Annotated in this window: 18 protein-coding genes; 10 read left to right on the top strand and 8 right to left on the bottom strand. The window is 72.1% G+C overall.

The features are described 5' to 3' along the window. Window position 1 precedes the first annotated feature (1 nt). The 4 genes from C4T78_RS03360 to C4T78_RS03345 are packed head-to-tail and all read left to right on the top strand — an operon-like array spanning window position 2 to window position 3,603. Window positions 2-766 (top strand): 3'(2'),5'-bisphosphate nucleotidase CysQ, encoded by a 765-nt coding sequence (locus tag C4T78_RS03360; protein ID WP_103908070.1) that lies wholly within the window; start codon window positions 2-4, stop codon window positions 764-766. Then, window positions 766-1,662 (top strand): sulfate adenylyltransferase subunit CysD, encoded by an 897-nt coding sequence (gene cysD / locus C4T78_RS03355; protein ID WP_093347359.1) that lies wholly within the window; start codon window positions 766-768, stop codon window positions 1,660-1,662. Before C4T78_RS03360 ends, cysD begins: the two co-directional genes overlap by 1 nt. Continuing rightward, a complete protein-coding gene (locus C4T78_RS03350; protein ID WP_093347360.1) occupies window positions 1,662-2,927 on the top strand; it encodes a sulfate adenylyltransferase subunit 1 in 1,266 nt (421 codons plus the stop codon). The genes cysD and C4T78_RS03350 overlap by 1 nt, the downstream gene beginning before the upstream one ends. 19 nt (window positions 2,928-2,946) lie before the next feature. Next, a complete protein-coding gene (locus C4T78_RS03345) occupies window positions 2,947-3,603 on the top strand; it encodes a sulfotransferase family protein (protein ID WP_093347363.1) in 657 nt (218 codons plus the stop codon). Here C4T78_RS03345 and bioD read toward each other — a convergent pair. The 4 genes from bioD to bioB form a co-directional block, all read right to left on the bottom strand. Further along, window positions 3,558-4,268 (bottom strand): dethiobiotin synthase, encoded by a 711-nt coding sequence (gene bioD / locus C4T78_RS03340; RefSeq protein WP_235863058.1) that lies wholly within the window; start codon window positions 4,266-4,268, stop codon window positions 3,558-3,560. The genes C4T78_RS03345 and bioD overlap by 46 nt on opposite strands. Next, window positions 4,259-5,392, bottom strand: coding sequence for an 8-amino-7-oxononanoate synthase (locus C4T78_RS03335; RefSeq protein ID WP_093347365.1), 1,134 nt, complete (start codon window positions 5,390-5,392; stop codon window positions 4,259-4,261). The genes bioD and C4T78_RS03335 overlap by 10 nt, the downstream gene beginning before the upstream one ends. 136 nt (window positions 5,393-5,528) lie before the next feature. Continuing rightward, entirely contained in the window at window positions 5,529-6,788 is a 1,260-nt protein-coding gene (locus C4T78_RS03330) for an adenosylmethionine--8-amino-7-oxononanoate transaminase (protein ID WP_093347368.1), read from the bottom strand. Then, window positions 6,788-7,846 carry a biotin synthase BioB gene (gene bioB, locus C4T78_RS03325; protein WP_093347372.1) on the bottom strand — a complete coding sequence of 353 codons (1,059 nt, stop codon included), beginning with the start codon at window positions 7,844-7,846 and terminating at the stop codon, window positions 6,788-6,790. Before bioB ends, C4T78_RS03330 begins: the two co-directional genes overlap by 1 nt. A 91-nt stretch (window positions 7,847-7,937) precedes the next feature. On the opposite strand from bioB, the gene C4T78_RS03320 reads away from it, so the two are divergent. Together C4T78_RS03320 and C4T78_RS03315 are read left to right on the top strand one after the other, a co-directional pair. Beyond that, entirely contained in the window at window positions 7,938-8,492 is a 555-nt protein-coding gene (locus C4T78_RS03320) for a TetR/AcrR family transcriptional regulator C-terminal domain-containing protein (protein WP_093347375.1), read from the top strand. 153 nt (window positions 8,493-8,645) lie between these two features. Further along, on the top strand, window positions 8,646-8,999 hold the full coding sequence (locus C4T78_RS03315) for a hypothetical protein (protein ID WP_093347377.1): 354 nt from the start codon (window positions 8,646-8,648) through the stop codon (window positions 8,997-8,999). On the opposite strand, the gene C4T78_RS03310 is transcribed toward C4T78_RS03315, so the two are convergent. Then, window positions 9,000-9,653: a VOC family protein gene (locus C4T78_RS03310; protein WP_235863059.1), complete on the bottom strand. Its 654-nt coding sequence runs from the start codon at window positions 9,651-9,653 to the stop codon at window positions 9,000-9,002. Between the two features lie 76 nt (window positions 9,654-9,729). Next, the gene (locus C4T78_RS03305; RefSeq protein ID WP_235863060.1) at window positions 9,730-10,083 is read right to left on the bottom strand and encodes a hypothetical protein; all 354 of its coding nucleotides are present in this window, start codon (window positions 10,081-10,083) and stop codon (window positions 9,730-9,732) included. A 69-nt stretch (window positions 10,084-10,152) separates the two neighbouring features. On the opposite strand from C4T78_RS03305, the gene C4T78_RS03300 reads away from it, so the two are divergent. The 3 genes from C4T78_RS03300 (at window position 10,153) to C4T78_RS03290 (ending at window position 13,372) form a co-directional block, all read left to right on the top strand. Then, window positions 10,153-10,941, top strand: coding sequence for a glycerophosphodiester phosphodiesterase family protein (locus C4T78_RS03300; RefSeq protein WP_093348521.1), 789 nt, complete (start codon window positions 10,153-10,155; stop codon window positions 10,939-10,941). Between the two features lie 105 nt (window positions 10,942-11,046). Further along, window positions 11,047-12,465, top strand: a complete 1,419-nt coding sequence (locus C4T78_RS03295; RefSeq protein ID WP_093347382.1) for an MFS transporter — start codon at window positions 11,047-11,049, stop codon at window positions 12,463-12,465. Window positions 12,466-13,033: 568 nt separating this feature from the next. Next, window positions 13,034-13,372: an RNA polymerase-binding protein RbpA gene (locus C4T78_RS03290; protein WP_093156699.1), complete on the top strand. Its 339-nt coding sequence runs from the start codon at window positions 13,034-13,036 to the stop codon at window positions 13,370-13,372. A 76-nt stretch (window positions 13,373-13,448) separates the two neighbouring features. Here C4T78_RS03290 and C4T78_RS03285 read toward each other — a convergent pair whose 3' ends face one another. Beyond that, window positions 13,449-14,222, bottom strand: a complete 774-nt coding sequence (locus C4T78_RS03285) for a polyprenol monophosphomannose synthase (protein ID WP_093347385.1) — start codon at window positions 14,220-14,222, stop codon at window positions 13,449-13,451. A gap of 68 nt (window positions 14,223-14,290) precedes the next feature. Next, the gene (gene lnt / locus C4T78_RS03280) at window positions 14,291-15,766 is read right to left on the bottom strand and encodes an apolipoprotein N-acyltransferase (RefSeq protein WP_093347388.1); all 1,476 of its coding nucleotides are present in this window, start codon (window positions 15,764-15,766) and stop codon (window positions 14,291-14,293) included. A gap of 301 nt (window positions 15,767-16,067) precedes the next feature. On the opposite strand from lnt, the gene C4T78_RS03275 reads away from it, so the two are divergent. Beyond that, window positions 16,068-16,823 (top strand): alpha/beta fold hydrolase, encoded by a 756-nt coding sequence (locus tag C4T78_RS03275; RefSeq protein ID WP_235863061.1) that lies wholly within the window; start codon window positions 16,068-16,070, stop codon window positions 16,821-16,823. The last annotated feature ends 20 nt before the right edge of the window (window positions 16,824-16,843 follow it).

Genomic DNA, 16,843 nt, shown 5'->3' with positions numbered 1-16,843 from the left:
GGTGAACGTCGACGATCACGAGCTGGCCGCGCGGCTGGCGCAGCGGGCCGGGGAGCAGCTGGTCGAGCTGCGGGCCGCGCGAGCGTCCACATCGGATCCCAAGGAGCTCGGAGCGGCCGGCGACGCGGCGGCGCACGCGCTGCTCGGCGCCGCGCTCGCGCAGGAGCGCCCGGAAGACCCGGTGTTGTCCGAACACGGAACCTCGGGCCCGGATCGCAGTCCCGGCGGGCGGGTCTGGATCGTCGATCCGCTGGACGGCACGCGGGAGTTCTCCGAGGCCGGGCGCACCGACTGGGCGGTGCACGTCGCGCTGGTCGACAAGCACGAGGTGAGCGCCGCGGCCGTGGCGCTGCCCGCGCAGGGCTTGGTGCTCGGCACCGCGCAGCGGTCCGAGCAGCCTCCGCGCGGCAGCGGCCGCCCGCGGATCGCGGTCAGCCGCAGCCGCCCGCCGGAGTTCGTGCCCGGGATCGCCGAGCGCATCGGCGCCGAGCTCGTCCCGATGGGCTCGGCAGGCGCGAAGATCGCCGCGGTGGTGCTCGGCGAGGTCGACGCCTACCTGCACGACGGCGGTCAGTACGAGTGGGACAGCGCGGCCCCGGTCGGGGTCGCGCGCGCCGCCGGGCTGCACACCAGCCGCCTGGACGGCTCCGAGCTGGTCTACGGCCGGGCCGACCCGTGGCTGCCGGACCTGCTGGTCTGCCGGGTCGAGCTGGCCGGCGACCTGCTCGACGCGCTGTCGCGCACCCGACCCGAGGGGAGTCGCTGATGCTGTCCCGGCTGGACCTGCTGGAATCCGAGGCGGTGCACCTGATCCGCGAGGTCGTCGCCGAGTTCGACCGCCCGGCGCTGCTGTTCTCCGGCGGCAAGGACTCCGCGGTCCTGCTCAGGCTGGCGGAGAAGGCGCTGGCCCCGGCGCCGATCCCGTTCCCGGTGCTGCACGTCGACACCGGGCACAACTTCGAGGAGGTGCTGGACTTCCGCGACCGGCGGGCCGCCGAGCTCGGCGTCCGGCTGGTGGTGGCCTCGGTGCAGGACTCGATCGACGCCGGTCGGGTCGCCGAGCCGACCGGCAAGGGCGCCAGCCGCAACCGCGCGCAGACCGTGACGCTGCTGGACGCCATCGCCGAGCACCGCTTCGACGCGCTGTTCGGCGGTGCGCGCCGCGACGAGGAACGCGCCCGCGCCAAGGAGCGGATGCTGTCCTTCCGGGACTCCTTCGGCCAGTGGGACCCGCGCAACCAGCGCCCGGAGCTGTGGAACCTCTACAACGGGAAGATCCACCCCGGCGAGAACGTGCGCGCGTTCCCGCTGTCGAACTGGACCGAGCGCGACGTGTGGACCTACATCGAGCGCGAGGGCGTGGAGCTGCCGTCGCTGTACTTCGCGCACCGGCGCAAGGTCTTCGAGCGCGACGGGATGCTGCTGGCCGACACCCCGTTCCTGCCGCGCGAGCCGGGCGAGCAGCTCGTCGAGCGCTCCGTGCGGTTCCGCACCGTCGGCGACATGACCTGCACCGGCGCGGTGCCCTCGACGGCCGCCACGGTCGCCGAGGTGATCGCCGAGATCGCCGCGACCGGTGTGAGCGAGCGCGGGCAGACCCGCGCCGACGACCGCGCCGGCGCGGCCGCGATGGAGGACCGCAAGCGGGAGGGGTACTTCTGATGAGCGACGCACCGGTCTTCGCCCCGGCCGACAGCCTGCTGCGGTTCGCCACCGCCGGTGCCGTCGACGACGGCAAGAGCACCCTGATCGGCCGCCTGCTGCACGATTCGCGCTCGCTGCTGGCCGATCAGCTGGAAGCGCTGGAGGTGGCCAGCCGGGAGCGCGGCGACGCGGAACCGGACCTGGCGATGCTCACCGACGGGCTGCGCGCCGAGCGCGAGCAGGGCATCACCATCGACGTGGCGCACCGCTACTTCGAGACCGCGCGGCGGGCGTTCATCATCGCCGACACGCCGGGCCACGCCCAGTACACCCGCAACATGGTCACCGGCGCGTCCACCGCGGGCCTGGCGATCGTGCTGGTCGACGCCCGCAACGGCCTGACCGAGCAGAGCCGCAGGCATGCCGTGCTGGCCGGGTTGCTGCGGGTGCCGCGACTGGTGCTGGCGGTCAACAAGATGGACCTGGTCGGCTTCGACGAAACGGTGTTCCGCGCCATCACCGGTGAGTTCGCCGCCTTCACCGCCCAGCTGGGCCTGCGCGAGGTCACCGCCATCCCGATCTCGGCGCTGCGCGGCGACAACGTCGTGCACCGCTCGGAGGCGATGCCCTGGTACGACGGACCGGCGCTGCTGGAACACCTCGAAGACGTCGAGGTCACCGATGAGAATGCCGCCGGTGAGTTCCGGCTGCCGGTGCAGTGCACCATCCGAGCTCCGGGATACCGCGGCTACGCCGGGCAGATCGCCAGCGGCTCGATCGCCCCGGGCGAGGAGGTCCTGCACCTGCCCTCCGGCATGCGCAGCCGCGTGGTCGCCGTCGACACCGCCGACGGCGAGCTGGACCGGGGGAGGGCACCGCAGTCGGTGACCGCGCGGCTGGCCGACGACATCGACATCGGCCGCGGCGACATGCTCTGCGCTCCGGCGAATCCGCCGGTGGCGGCGTCGGAGCTCACCGCATCGGTGTGCTGGATGTCGGCCGGACCGGCGCTGGAACCGGGCACGAGGCTGCTGCTCAAGCACACCACGCGCACGGTCAAGGCGCTGGTGTCCGGGATCGGCGACCGGCTGGAGGTCACCACGCTGGAGCGCGGCCCGGCCGAGCGCCTGGAGGTCAACGAGATCGGCGAGGTCGGCCTGCGGCTGGCGCAGCCGGTGTTCTGCGATCCCTACGCCGACAACCGGTTCACCGGCGGCGCAGTGCTCATCGACGAATCCACCCACGCGACCGTCGGCGCGGTCCTGATCACCGAAGCGCGCTGAATCACGACAAGGAGCAGGAATGGTGCAGATCATCGGGGCCGGGTTCGGCCGCACCGGTACCGCGTCGCTGAAGGCGGCTCTGGAGCGCCTCGGCTACGGCCCGTGCTACCACATGTTCGAGGTCATCGCGCAGCCCGACCGGGTGCAGCACTGGGCGCGCGCGCTGGACGGCGAGATCTCCGACTGGGAGACCGTCCTCGGCGGCTTCAACTCCACAGTGGACTGGCCGGGGTGCACGTTCTGGCGCGAGCTGATGGACTTCTACCCGGACGCCAAGGTGCTGCTGACCGTCCGCGACCCGGAGAAGTGGTACGACAGCGTGCACAGCACGATCTACCAGTTCGCGCAGGAGGAACCCGAGGACGGCCATTCGTTCGCGAAGCTGCGCCCGACCGTGGAGCGGTTGGTCTGGGACGGCACCTTCGGCGGCCGATTCGCCGACCGCGCGCACGCCATCGAGGTCTTCGAGGCGCACAACGCCGCCGTGCAGGCAGCGGTCCCGGCCGACCGGCTGCTGACCTACCGGGTCGGCGAGGGCTGGGAGCGGCTGTGCGACTTCCTCGGCGTGCCGGTGCCGGAGGAGGACTTCCCGCACGTCAACGACTCCGCGTCGATCCGCGAGCTGGTCGATCAGATCAGCCGCGACGGCAGGATCCCCTCACCGTTCGACTCCTGAACCGCCGACAGCCAGGAGCCGACCCGCTCGCGGAAGCGCTCGGGAGCGAGGCTCCCAGCCCCCTCGGGAAAGGCCGCCACGACCGGGACTCCGGTGACGCGCGGCAGCTCGGTGCGGTTGCACTGCTCGGCCAGACCGAGCTCGTCCGGCACCGCGCCGAGCACCAGCCCCGCCGGTTCCAGGCCGCGGGAGCGCAGCGCGCCGACGGTGAGTTCGGTGTGGTTGAGGGTGCCGAGCCCGATGCGGGTCACGACGTAGACCCGCACCGGGTGGTCCCGGGCGAGATCGGCGGCGAGGTCCAGCAGCGTCCGGCCGCCGGTGTCGAGGCGGACCAGCAGTCCGCCCGCGCCTTCGACGACCACGGTGTCGTGGTCGCGGGCCAGTTCGCGGACGCGGGCGGCGTGCGCGCCGACCGGGGGGATCTCGACGCCGCGCAACCGGGCGGCGGTGTCGGGTGCCAGCGGGTCTTCGAGGCGGGTGAACTCGGCGACCTCGCAGCCCGCCAGGTGCGCCACCGCGCGGATGTCGGGTTCGTCGGTGCCGACGCCGGTCTGCGCGGGCTTCACCGCGATCGTGCCCGGCCCGGCGCGGACGGCGAGCGCGGCAGTGGTCACGGTCTTGCCGACACCGGTGTCGGTGCCGGTGACGATGAGGATCACGGCCACCTCCGGTGGTCCTTGACGACCCGGGCCAGCGCCTCGACCGCGTGCTCCCAGCGCGCGTCGGCGAGGCCCGCGCGGGCGGTGACGCGGAGCCGGGACACGCCGTCCGGCACCGACGGCGGCCGGAAGCAGCCCACCCGCACCCCGGCCTCCAGCGCCGCGGCCTGCGCCGCGACGGCGACCTGCGGGGAAGGCATCGGCACCGAGAGCACGGCACCGGCGGATCGCCGGACGCCGAGCCGGTCGGCCAGTTCGGCACCGCGCTGGTGGATTCGCAACGGGAGCGCGGGTTGTCGGCGCAGGCAGCGCAGCGCGGTCAGCGCGGCGGCGGTGGGCGCCGGCGCCAGCCCGGTGTCGAAGATGAACGGGCGCGCGCGGTTGACGAGGTGGTCGACGAGCGCGGCGGAACCGAGGACCGCGCCGCCCATCGCGCCCAGCGATTTCGACAGGGTCGCGGTCATGACCACGTTCGGGTGCTCGGACGTGCCGTGCAGCGCTCCTCGGCCGCCGTCGCCGACGACACCGAGCCCGTGCGCTTCGTCGACCACGAGCAGCGCGTCGTGATCGGCGCAGACTTCGGCGAGATCCGGCAGCGGAGCGGCGTCGCCGAGCACCGAGAAGACCGATTCGGTCAGCACCAGCGCGCGCCGGTCACCGGCCGCGGCCAACGCCTTCCGGACCGCGGCGACGTCGTTGTGCGGGACCACCTCGATCGCCGCCCGGGTCAGCCGCGCGGCGTCGATCAGCGAGGCGTGCACGTGCGCATCGGAGACGATCAGCGACTGCTTGTCCGCCAGCGCCGTCACCGCCGACAGGTTGGCCTGATAACCCGTCGAGAACACCAAAGCCGCCTCGCGGCCGGTGAATTCGGCGAGTTCGCGCTCCAGGTCGACGTGCAGCGAGGTGGTGCCGGTGACCAGCCGGGACGCGCCCGCGCCCGCTCCCCAGCACAGCGCCGCATCGGCGGCGGCCCGGCGCACCGCGGGATGCAGGCTCAGCCCCAGGTAGTCGTTGTTGGCGAGGTCGATGACGTCCTCATCGGCCGCGCGGGGCCGCAGCGCGCGCTGCAACCCGGCGTCCTCGCGCCCGGCCCGCTGCTCGGCGAACCACTCCACCCAGCTACTCATGCGCGTTCCGCCTCTCCGCGATTCCCAGTGGTGGTTGCGTTCGGGGCGATCTTGCGTTTGGGGGTTTCCTGTGGCTGGTGCGCGTCACGTTCCCCTGAGCTGCGGTTGCGCAGCGCCGGGGTTGACACGGGGCTACTCATCCCGCGTCCGCAGCGGCCGCGATCCCGGCGCAGATGGCGGCGACGTCCTCGTCGCTGCACACGTACGGCGGCATGGTGTAGATCAGGTCCCGGAACGGGCGCAGCCACACGCCTTCGGCGAGCCCCGCTTCGGTCGCCTCGACCACGTCGACGGGGTGGTCGAGCTGGACCACGCCGACCGCACCGAGAACGCGCACGTCGAGAGCGTCGATCCCGTGCAGCGCCTGCAATCCCGTGTTGATCCGCCGCACGTCGGCGGCCCAGCCACCGGTGCTCAGCAGCTCCAGGCTCGCCGAGGCGACCGCGCAGGCCAGCGGATTGCCCATGAAGGTCGGCCCGTGCATGAGGACGCCGGAATCGCCGGCCGACAGGCCGCGGGCGACCTCGGCCGTGCACAGCGCGGCGGCCAGCGACAGGTAGCCGCCGGTGAGCGCCTTGCCCACGCACAGCACGTCCGGAACCACCCCGGCGGCTTCCGCGGCGAAAAGCGTGCCGGTCCGGCCGAAACCGGTGGCGATCTCGTCGAAGACCAGCACCAGGCCGTGCTCGTCGGCGACCTCGCGGAACACCACCAGGCATTCGGCGGGGTAGGGGTGCATCCCGCCCGCGCCCTGCAGCAGCGGCTCCACGATCAGCCCGGCGAGCCGGTCGGCGTGCTCGGCGGCGAGCGCCCGGAAACCCGCTGCCCACGCGGCGACATCGCCGCCCAGGCCGGGCGGGCGCTCGCCGAAGACCTGCTCCGGCAGCACCCCGGACCACATCGCGTGCATGCCGCCGTCGGGATCGCACACGCTCATGCAGTCGAAGGTGTCGCCGTGGTAGCCGCCGCGCACGGTGAGGAACCGGTTCCGCCCGGGCCGCCCGGCGCCGCGCTGGTACTGCAGCGCCATCTTCATCGCCACCTCGACGCTCACCGAGCCGGAATCGGCCAGGAAGACGCGGTCGAGGCCTTCCGGCGCGAGGTCGATCAGGCGCCGGGCCAGCTCGACCGCCGGTTCGTGGGTGAGCCCGCCGAACATCACGTGCGCCACCCGGTCGAGCTGGCCGCGCACCGCCTCGTCGAGCACCGGGTGCCGGTAGCCGTGGATGGCCGACCACCACGACGCCATCCCGTCCACCACCTCGCCGACGCCGTCGAGGCAGATACGGCTGCCCGCGGCACCGGTGACCAGGCGGGTCGGCGCCGGATCGGTCATCGAGGTGTACGGGTGCCACAGGTGCTCGCGGTCGAAGGCGAGCAGTTCCGCCGCGCTCATCAGGCGTTCGGGAGCAGATCGGTGCCCGCGCCGCGCCGCCGGATCACCGGATCGGCCGCGCGCTGCGCGAGGTCCTCCTCGGAGCCCTGCACGACGAAACCGCCGTCGCGGATCATCTCCAGGTCCGCCTCGGCGGCCTGGCCCTCCGAGGTGAGGTAGTCGCCGAGGAAGATCGAGTTGGCGACGTGCAGCGCGATCGACTGCAGCGAGCGCAGGTGCATCTCCCGGCCGCCCGCGATGCGGATCTCCCGGTCCGGGCAGACGAAGCGCGCCATCGCCAGGATCTTCACGCAGCGGGTCGGGGTGAGCTCCCAGGTGTTCTCGAACGGGGTGCCGTCGAAGGGCATCAGGAAGTTGACCGGGATCGAGTCCGATTCCAGGTCCCGGAGCGCGAACAGCGCCTCGACGAGCTGCTCGTCGGTCTCGCCGAGCCCGGCGATCAGCCCGGAGCAGGGCGAGATCCCCGCGCCCTTGGCCTTCTCCACGGTGTCCACGCGGTCGGCGTAGGTGTGGGTCTGGACGATGTTGTCGTGGTGGCTCTCGGCGGTGTTGATGTTGTGGTTGTAGGCGTCCACACCGGCGTCCTTGAGCCGTTCGGCCTGCCCCTCCTTGAGCAGTCCCAGGCAGGCGCAGACCTCGACGCCGGGGTGCTCCCGCTTCAGCGCCCCGACCACCTCGACCACCTTGTCGATGTCCCTTGTGGACGGCCCGCGGCCGGAGGCGACCAGGCACACCCGGCTGGCGCCGCCGCCGAGCCCCGCTCCGGCCTGCGCGAGGGCCTCGGACTCGGAGAGCCACGAGTACTTCAGGATCGGCGCGCTGGATCCCAGCGCCTGCGAGCAGTAGTTGCAGTTCTCCTGGCAGAGGCCGGATTTCAGGTTCACCAGGTAGTTCACCTTCACCGCGTTGCCGAAGTGCGCGCGGCGCAGCCGGGCGGCCGCGGCGACGACGGACATCAGCTCGGCGTCGTCGGCGCGCAGCACCGCGAGGGCGTCCTCCGGGGTGGCCGGGGTGCCGGCGAGGACCGCGTCGGCGAGCTGGTGGAAGTGGGCGCTCATCGCTTCTCCGGGATGTCGAACCTGAACAGCGTTCACCTGAACGGCGTTCAGGCTAGACTGGGCGGGTCGATCGGTCAACGGGAGGTTTCGGGTGCGCTACCACCGCAGCGACGTCGTGGCCCGCGCGATATCGGTGCTCGACGAGTACGGGCTGGAGTCGCTGACGATGCGGCGGCTGGCCACCGAACTCGGCGTGCAACCGAGCGCGCTCTACCACCACGTGCCGAACAAGCAGACGCTGCTGGCCGCGGTCGCCGACGAGATCCTGCGCCGGGGCGAGCGGCCCCGCCGCGCCGAGCGCTGGGACCGGCGAGTCGTCGAGATCTGCAGCGAGCTGCGGGACGCGATGCTGGCCTACCGCGACGGCGCCGAAGTCGTCGTCACCGCGCACACCTTCGGCCTCGGCGCCGGTGAACCCGCAGGTCAGCTGCGCGCGGCGCTGCGCGATGGCGGCCTGCCCGAGGACGTGGTCGACGTCGGCACCCGAGCCCTGCTGCACCTCGTGTTCGGCCACACCGTGGAGGAGCAGATGGCGCTGCAGGCGGCCAGCGCCGGGGCGATCGACCGCGCGCCCGGCGGCCCGGCGGACTTCGAGCGCGGGCTCGACCTGGTGCTGGACGGCCTGCGAGCCAGGGTCAACGGCTGACGTCATCACCCCACCGGGTGGTCTTGGTGCGATGGCCGCGGAATGTGCCGCCGCCGCGGTGCGGCGTGGGGCATCGTGGGCCCGAGGCTGACCTGGACAGATCGGCCGCCCGCCCGCCGAAGCCCGAGAAGCGACCGCGAAGGACACCGCGCCGTGAACAGCGTCAACGAAGCGCTGCAGCTCTACCCGGAGCTCGCGATCCTGGTCGGCATCCAGACGCTGTGGACCTTCTGGATCCTGACCGATCCGCTCGGGCGCCCGGAATGGCTGGTCGGCGTGGTGAGCTGGCCCGAGCACAGCGATGCGCTCTGGATCGCCGACCGGCAGCACGCGCTGGCCGCCCGGCTGCTGGTGGCCACGCCCTCCGGCGGGATCGTCTGGCAGTGCTCGGGCACGCTGGCTTCGACCATCGACGCGCTGAGCAAGCTCCCGGATCCCGGCACTCCCGGCGCGCCGTGCGAGGTCCTCAAGCCCGGGCCGTTCTGGCCCCCGGCGCGGCTCTGCTGATCAGCCCCAGCCGGTCGCCGCGGTCAAGGCGATCGTCGCGCCGTCCGGGTCGGTGATCGCCAGCGCCTCGCCGAGCAGCGGGTGGTCGAACCGGTCGGCGATCTCGGCGCCCACGTCGGTGACCAGCTTCTCCGCCACGGCGAGGTCTTCCACCGCGAAGAAGCACAGCCAGCCCCAGGCCGCCGCGACCTGCCGGTTCGTCCGGGAGGCGAGCGGACGGTCGTCCACCAGGTACTCCGCGCCGCCGGGGGTGGGACGCACCGCCCAGTTCAGCGTCCCGGCCCAGAAGGCGTCGGCCCGGTCCGGATCGCTGGCGGCCAGCTCGATCCAGCAGGGCTCGCCCGGGCGGGGTTCGGGGGCCAGCGGGCCGTGCTGGGCGCGGCCCTTGGCGATCCGGGCCAGCGCGTCGTCCGGGCCGGTGAGCGCGCAGTTCGGCGAGCTCCCGGCGAACACCGGCCGCCAGCCCGGCCGCTCGCCCGCGCGGGGCTTGCGGATCGTCGCGCAGCGGCGGTTGCCGACCCAGCAGTCGAACCCGCGACCGGTCGGATCCGGGTTCCAGTCGAGCAGCGCGCGGTAGCGGACCGCGGAAGCCACCGGGTCCGGGCTGATCAGGTCGACGCGGCGCAGGCCGCGGACCACGGGTCGTGCGGGCACGGTCGACACCTCGTCACCGCTGGGGACCAACCCATCCTGGTCACCTCCCGAGCCCCGCACAATCCTCCGTTCGCCCTCACCGCAGCCGTTCCAGCTCCACGGCCACGTCCACCACCTGCGCGGCGAGCTTGCGCAGCTCACCGCGGTCGGCGGTGTCGTCGACCGCGGTGACCACGTCCTCGGCGGCGCAGCGCAGCTGGAACAGCCGGTCCTGCAGGTCCGCCAGCTCCGCGGCGGAGAGCACCACCGCGTCCTCCGGCAGCCCGCCGCGCTGCACCGCGGTGCGGCGCTCGTAGGCGCGCTGGCGGCAGGACTGGGCGCAGTACAGGCGTGGACGCCCCTGGCGGCCGGCCTCCGGAACGCGGCGCCCGCACCAGGCGCAATGCCGGATCTGCCGCTGGCGCCGGGAGGGCTGGTCAGAGATATCCACGATCGATCACGTTAGTCAAGGGCCCCGCCTGCGCGATGCAGGCACGCCGATCGGGCAGAGTTGTCCGGTGTGACGCATCCTTTCCTGCTCGGCCCCCGACCCCGCGCCTTCGCTCACCGTGGGTGGCACCTCGGGGAGCTGCACGACCTGGAGAACTCGCTGAGCGCGTTCCGGCGCGCCGCCGAGGAAGGCTTCCGCTACATCGAGACCGACGTGCACGCCACGGCCGACGGCGTGGTGGTGGTCAACCACGATCCGACGCTGGATCGCACGACCGACGGTCGCGGCACCATCCGGCGGCTGCCGTGGTCGGCCGTGCGCACCGCGCGGATCGGTGGCCGGGAACCGGTGTGCTCGCTGGACGAGGCGCTGGAGGAGCTGCCGGAGACCTTCTTCAACATCGACGTCAAGGAGGACTCGGCGGTGGAGCCGGTCCTGCGGACGCTGCGCGCGCACAAGGCCTGGGACCGGGTGTGCTTGGCCTCCTTCGTCGAGCAGCGGCTGGCCCGGTTGCGGCGCGCCGCCGGACCCGAGCTGCTGACCTCGACCGGGAAGCGGTCGGCCGGGTTGCTGTGGCTCGGTTCGCGGTGGGGCGGCTGGCCGCTGCGCTCGCTGGTCGCGGGAGGTGCGGCGCAGGTGCCGCAGGGGTTCGGCGCGGTGCGCGTGATCGACCGCCGGTTCATCCGGCAGGCGCACCGCTGGGGGATCGAGGTGCACGTCTGGACCGTCGACGACCCCGCGGAGATGCGGCAGCTGCTCGACGCCGGGGTGGACGGGCTGGTCACCGACCGGCCCGACCTGTTGAACCAGGTGCTGCGCGAGCGCTTCGGCGAGCCGCACTCGGAGGTGAGCGGGTGAGTACAACTACGCAATGTCCGCGCTCGGGCCTCCACCGTGTTCGATCGAGCCAGTAAGGTCCGGTTACCCCCAATCGAGTGACATTGGCTTCGGAGGACCGAACGGATGAGCGTGATGGGCAGCGACGTGGCACCGGACGCCGCGCAGCGGCGCCGGGAGCAGCGTGGTTGGTGCTGGTACGACTGGGCCAACTCGGTGTTCCCGACCTCGGTGTCGACGGTCTTCCTGTCGCTCTACCTCACCGCGGTGGCCACCTCGGCGGCCGAGGCGGACACCGAGCGCAACGGCCTGAACCCGTGCCCCGGCGGCAACGCGCTGGTGGACTGCGACATCTCGGTCTTCGGTCTCAGCTTCCCGGCGGGATCGCTGTGGGGGTACCTGCTGTCGGTGGCCACCGTCGTGCAGGTGCTGGTGCTGCCGATCACCGGGGCCATCGCCGACCGCTCCAGCAACAAGCGGCTGATGCTGGCCGTGCTGGCCTTCGGCGGCGCCGCGACCACCGCGCTGCTGGCGCTGGTCGGCGGGCAGAACTGGCAGCTGGGCGTGGTGCTGTTCATCCTCGCCAACATCTGCTTCGGCGCCTCGGTGGTGGTCTACTACTCGTTCCTGCCGGAGATCGCCGACGCCGATGAGCGGGACATGGTCTCCACCAAGGGCTGGGCCTTCGGCTACTTGGGCGCCGGCGTCGCGCTGGCCCTGCACCTGGTGATCTACCTCTTCCACGACTCGATCGGCATGGACTCCGACGCCGCCGTGCGGGTCATATTCCTGTCCTCGGGCGTGTGGTGGGCGGCGTTCACGCTGCTGCCGCTGGCGGCGCTGCCCCGGCGCCGCGCTCCGGAGGGCGAGCAGGCCGCCGCGCCCCGCCCGACGACGACCGTCATGGAGGGCTTCAAGCAGCTGAAGAGCACGCTGCGCGAGGCCAAGCACTTCCCGCTGACCCTGGCGTTCCTGGGTGCCTACTGGATCTTCACCGACGGCATCGCCACCGTCGTCCAGGTCGCGCCGCAGTACGGCAACCTGGAGCTGAAGCTGCCCCAGGACGCGCTGATCGTCACCGTGCTGATCGTGCAGTTCATCGCCTTCATCGGCGGCATGCTGCACGGCCTGCTGGCCAAGTACATCGGCGCCAAGAAGACGATCCTGATCAGCCTGTCGATCTGGCTGGTCGTGGTCGTCACCGCTTACTTCGTGCAGGCGGGTCAGGAGATGCAGTTCTACGGCCTGGCGGTGGGCATCGGCCTGGTGCTCGGCGGAACGAACGCGCTGTCCCGTTCGTTGTTCAGCCAGATGGTGCCGCCCGGCCGGGAGGCGGAGTACTTCTCGCTGTACGAGATCGGGGAGCGCTCCACCTCGTGGCTGGGGCCACTGGTGTTCGCAGGCGTCGGGCAGGCCACCGGATCGTTCCGGCTGGCCATCATCTCGCTGGTGCTCTTCTTCGCCGTCGGTCTGCTGCTGGTGGCGCTGGTGCCGGTGCGGCGGGCCATCGAGGCAGTGGGCAACCCCGCGCCGAAGGTGCTCTGAGAGCGCTGTCGGCGAGGCCGTCCGCTGAACGACCCCTGAGCAGCGCAAGCACCGACGAGCTCGGGGGAAGGACGGTGGGTCACACTGCGGAGCGCACCCGTCGGGTGACGCTCCGCATCCGCTCTGCCGTCCCGGTGCCATTGCTCCAAGCTGGTGATGGGGGAGTTCGGGTCGCACGGCGTGTTCGGTATATGCCGGTACGCTGCGTCGTGAAAGCGGGGAACGAAGTGCAGCTACAATCCGTTACTTCTTTTCCGAGGCCCTGCTCCGTCCGTGGCGTGATCTATGTCCCACTCTCGACGTTTTCCCTGGATGTGGTTTAGCCAGAGTGGCTCAACATCTGGCACTATCACCCGTTCGAACGCACCTATAGATTGCCAGTGGGATAACGCGTCACGAACGCGGACCGACTGCATCTCTAGGGAGAAGGCTGTCGTTGACGGGTGAACAACGTCACCGACGGCAACCAGAAGCATGACACCGGGAACAGACGGCGGGACTCCCGTCGTTGCACACGGTGAGCACAACCGCCCGGGCTCGGCCCCGGGCCGAAGTGAAAGGAACCGTCATGGCCGACCGCGTTCTGCGTGGCAGCCGGCTCGGAGCAGTGAGCTACGAGACCGATCGCAACCACGACCTCGCACCGCGCCGGACGGTGCGCTACGCCTGCCCCAAGAGCCACGAGTTCGAGGTGCCGTTCTCCGACGACGCCGAGGTGCCGCCGACTTGGGAGTGCCGCCTGCACGGCACCGAGTCGAAGATCATCGACGGCAACGAGCCGGAGCAGAAGAAGGCCAAGCCGCCGCGCACCCACTGGGACATGCTCCTGGAGCGACGCACCATCCCGGAGCTCGAAGAGCTGCTCACCGAGCGGCTGGACCTGCTGCGGGCGCGCCGAGGCCGCTGACCCCGGAAAAGCACGACGGCAAAGCGCCTGGGACTCCGTCTCCCAGGCGCTTTGCCGTGCTTGCCGAGCCGTGCGGTCAGCGGCGGAGGGCGCGCAGGACTCCCGCTGCCTGGTGGGCCCGGCGGCGCAGGCCCCACTTGGTCACCCGCACCAGGGCTTCGCGGACCACTTCGGCATCCATCTTGGACGTGCCCGCTTCGCGCTCCACGAAGGTGATCGGCACTTCCACCACCACGAAGCCCGCCTCCACCGCGCGCCACGCCAGGTCCACCTGGAAGCAGTAGCCCTGCGAGGCGACGTCGTGCAGCCGGACCGTCTCCAGCACCTCGCGCCGGTACACCCGGAAGCCGGAGGTGATGTCGTTGATGGACACGCCCAGCGCCAGCTTCGAGTAGGTGTTCGCGCCGCGGGAGAGCAACGCCCGGTACCAGGGCCAGTTCACCGTCCGCCCGCCGGTCACGTAGCGGGAGCCCAGCACCACGTCGGCCCCGGTGCCGTCCGGACCGAGCATGCCGATCAGCCGGGGCAGGTCCTCCGGCGCGTGCGAGCCGTCCGCGTCCATCTCGATGATCGCGGCGTAGTCGCGGGCCAGCGCCCAGTCGAACCCGGCCACGTAGGCCGCGCCCAGCCCGGCCTTCTCGGTGCGGTGCAGCACGTGCACCCGCTCGTCCTCGGCGGCCAGCCGGTCGGCGATCTCACCGGTGCCGTCCGGGCTGCCGTCGTCGACGACCAGCACGTGCGCCGCGGGCAACGCGGCGGACAGCCGGCGCACGATCGGTTCCAGGTTGTCCCGCTCGTTGTAGGTCGGGATCACCACCAGCACCGCGTCGGGGCTTGGCCGGGTCGACATCCATGTCCTCCTAGCCGGTCGCGCGGACCGGCCGTGCGTTTCGGTCGGGTGTTGTCTCGGCGGCGGGCTCAGCCGCGGCGGGGCCGCCACCAGGTGGCCACCAGCGCGCCCACCGCCAGCGCCACCAGCGCCCACGTCGTCGCGGATCCGAGCTGGGTGGCCACCGTCAGCGTCGAGCGCAGCGGCACCTCGGCGATCAGATTCTGCGCGGTGAACTGCTCGGTCTGCTCGCTGACGGACCCGTCGGGCCGCACCACGGCGCTCACGCCGCTGGTCGAGGCCACCACGACGGCGCGCCCGTGCTCGACCGCGCGCAGCCGGGCCATCGCCAGCTGCTGGTAGCTCATCTCGGAGTAGCCGTACCAGGCGTTGTTGGTGGGCAGCGCCAGCACCGTCGCGCCCCGCTGCACCGCGCCGGTGTACACGTCGTCGTAGGCGACGTCGTAGCAGATGCCCACGCCCACCCGGATGCCGCCGACGTTGAGCAGTCCCGGCTGGTCGTCGGGAACCATGTCCTGCGGGAAGCGGTCCACGAACGGGCTGACCTGGCGCGCCACCGAGCGCATCGGGATCGTCTCGGAGAACGGCACCAGGTGCTGCTTGACGTAGCGGTCGCCCGCGCCGGTGGCCGGGTCCCACTGGACGATCTGGTTGCGCAGCGAGCCGTCGGCGTCCTTGCCGAGACCGCCCACCACCAGCGGCACGCCGAGCTGCGCGGCGATGGCCGAGAGCTCCGGGTCGGTCCGGGTCGGCCCCCAGCTGCCGACCTGCTCGGGCAGCACGACGAAGTCCGGCTGCGGCATCCGCCCCGCCTGCACGTCGGCGACCAGCTTCTTCGCGGCCGCGATGTGGTTGGCCTTCAGCGTGCCGTCCTCGTAGAGCAGCCCGAGTCCGATGTTGGGCGCGTTGCCCTGCACGATCGCGACCCGCGCGGTCCCGGCCTCGGCGTCGGTGCCGATGAACGGCGACATCACCGCGCCACCGACGACCGGCACCAGGACGACGGCCAGCGGAGCGGCCCAGTTGCGGCGCGCGCGCAGCCGGAAGGCCAGTTCCGCGAGGCCGCCGCCGATCAGCGCGACGACGAAGGAGACCAGCGCGCTGCCGCCGAGCGCGGCCAGCGGCAGGAGCATCCCGGTGTCCTGGGTGAAGGCCAGCCGGCCCCATGGGAAGCCGCCGAAGGGCACGCTGGAGCGCAGCACCTCGAAGGCGACGAACACCGCGGCCATCCACACCGGCCCGCCGGGCAGCCTGCTCACCCGCGCCATCCCGGCGCCGGCGAGGCCCACGAACAGCGCCTCGACCGCTGCCACGCCCAGCCACGGCCACGGGCCGAAGTCGGCGCCGAGGAAGTCCTGCAGCCAGCCCAGCAGCGGCATCAGGAACGAGAAGCCGAACAGCAGGCCGTAGCCGAACCCGGCACGCGCGCCGCGGTGCCGGACCACCGCGGCGAACAGCGCGAACGCGATCGGCGCCAGCCACCACAGCTCCCGGGGCGGCGATCCGGCGTAGAGCACGAACCCGGCCGCGACGGCCGCCAGCACGCGCAGCGGCCAGGCTGATCGACCTCTGGTTCTGCTGCGATCCGGCCGGGCGGTGCGCTGCGGACGAGTCGTGGGGGAAGCCAAACGATCAACCTTCTAGGTGCTGCGTGCCGGCCGGACCGGAACGCCGAACGTCGTGCCGAACGAGGTGCGCGAACGGTCGGCGCGCACTTGACAAATGTACGCCGGGGCACGACAGGGCCGGGCAAGGGCGGCTGATCAGGTGGTGCTGGATCCAGGCGGGTGCGCCCGGTCGGCAGGTGGGCCATGCTGGAGCGCCAGTCGATCTGGGAGGTGCTTCGTGGCGGAAGAGCTCGGTGGTGGTCAGCACCCGGTCATCGCGCTGCACGGGTGGTTCGGGTCGGGAGCCGCCTGGCGGCCGGTGCACCCGCACCTGGACGGCAGCCGGTTCCGGTACGTCTTCCCGGACTACCGCGGCTACGGCAGGCGGATCGGCGAACCCGGCGAGCACACCCTCGCCGAGGCCGCGCAGGACGTGCTGGCGCTCGCCGACGAGCTGGGCTTCGACCGGTTCTCCATGATCGGCCACTCGATGGGCGGTGCGGTGATGCAGCGCGTGCTCGCCGACGCGCCGGAGCGGGTGCGCGCGCTGGTCGGGATCTCGCCGGTGCCGGCCAGCGGAGTGCCGTTCGACGAGCAGGCCTGGGAGCTGTTCACCGGTGCGGTGGCCGAACCCGGCAACCGCCGCGCCATCCTCGATCTGACCACCGGCAACCGGCTCACCGGCGTGTGGCTGGACGCGGCCGTGCGCCACTCCCTGGCGCACTCCGACCGGCGGGCCTTCGGCGACTACCTGGAGGCGTGGGCGAAGGCCGACTTCCACGCCGAGATCCAGGGCAACCCGGTGCCGGTGAAGGTGATCGTCGGTGAGCACGACCCGGCGCTGGGTGCGGCGACCATGCAGGCGACCTTCCAGCAGCACTACCCGAACTGCGAGCTGGAAACCCTCACCAACGCCGGGCACTACGCGATCGACGAGACGCCGATCGCGCTGGTCACGAGCATCGAGAGGTTCCTCGCCGCCGTCGAGGACTGAGCCGCCGGCGAGTTCGATGA

This window comes from Saccharopolyspora kobensis (assembly GCF_900108315.1).
In the GTDB taxonomy this organism is placed as follows: Bacteria; Actinomycetota; Actinomycetes; order Mycobacteriales; family Pseudonocardiaceae; genus Saccharopolyspora; species Saccharopolyspora kobensis.
The sequence above is the reverse complement of the archived record's forward strand: the minus strand, read 5'-3'. Positions and strand labels throughout refer to the sequence as shown.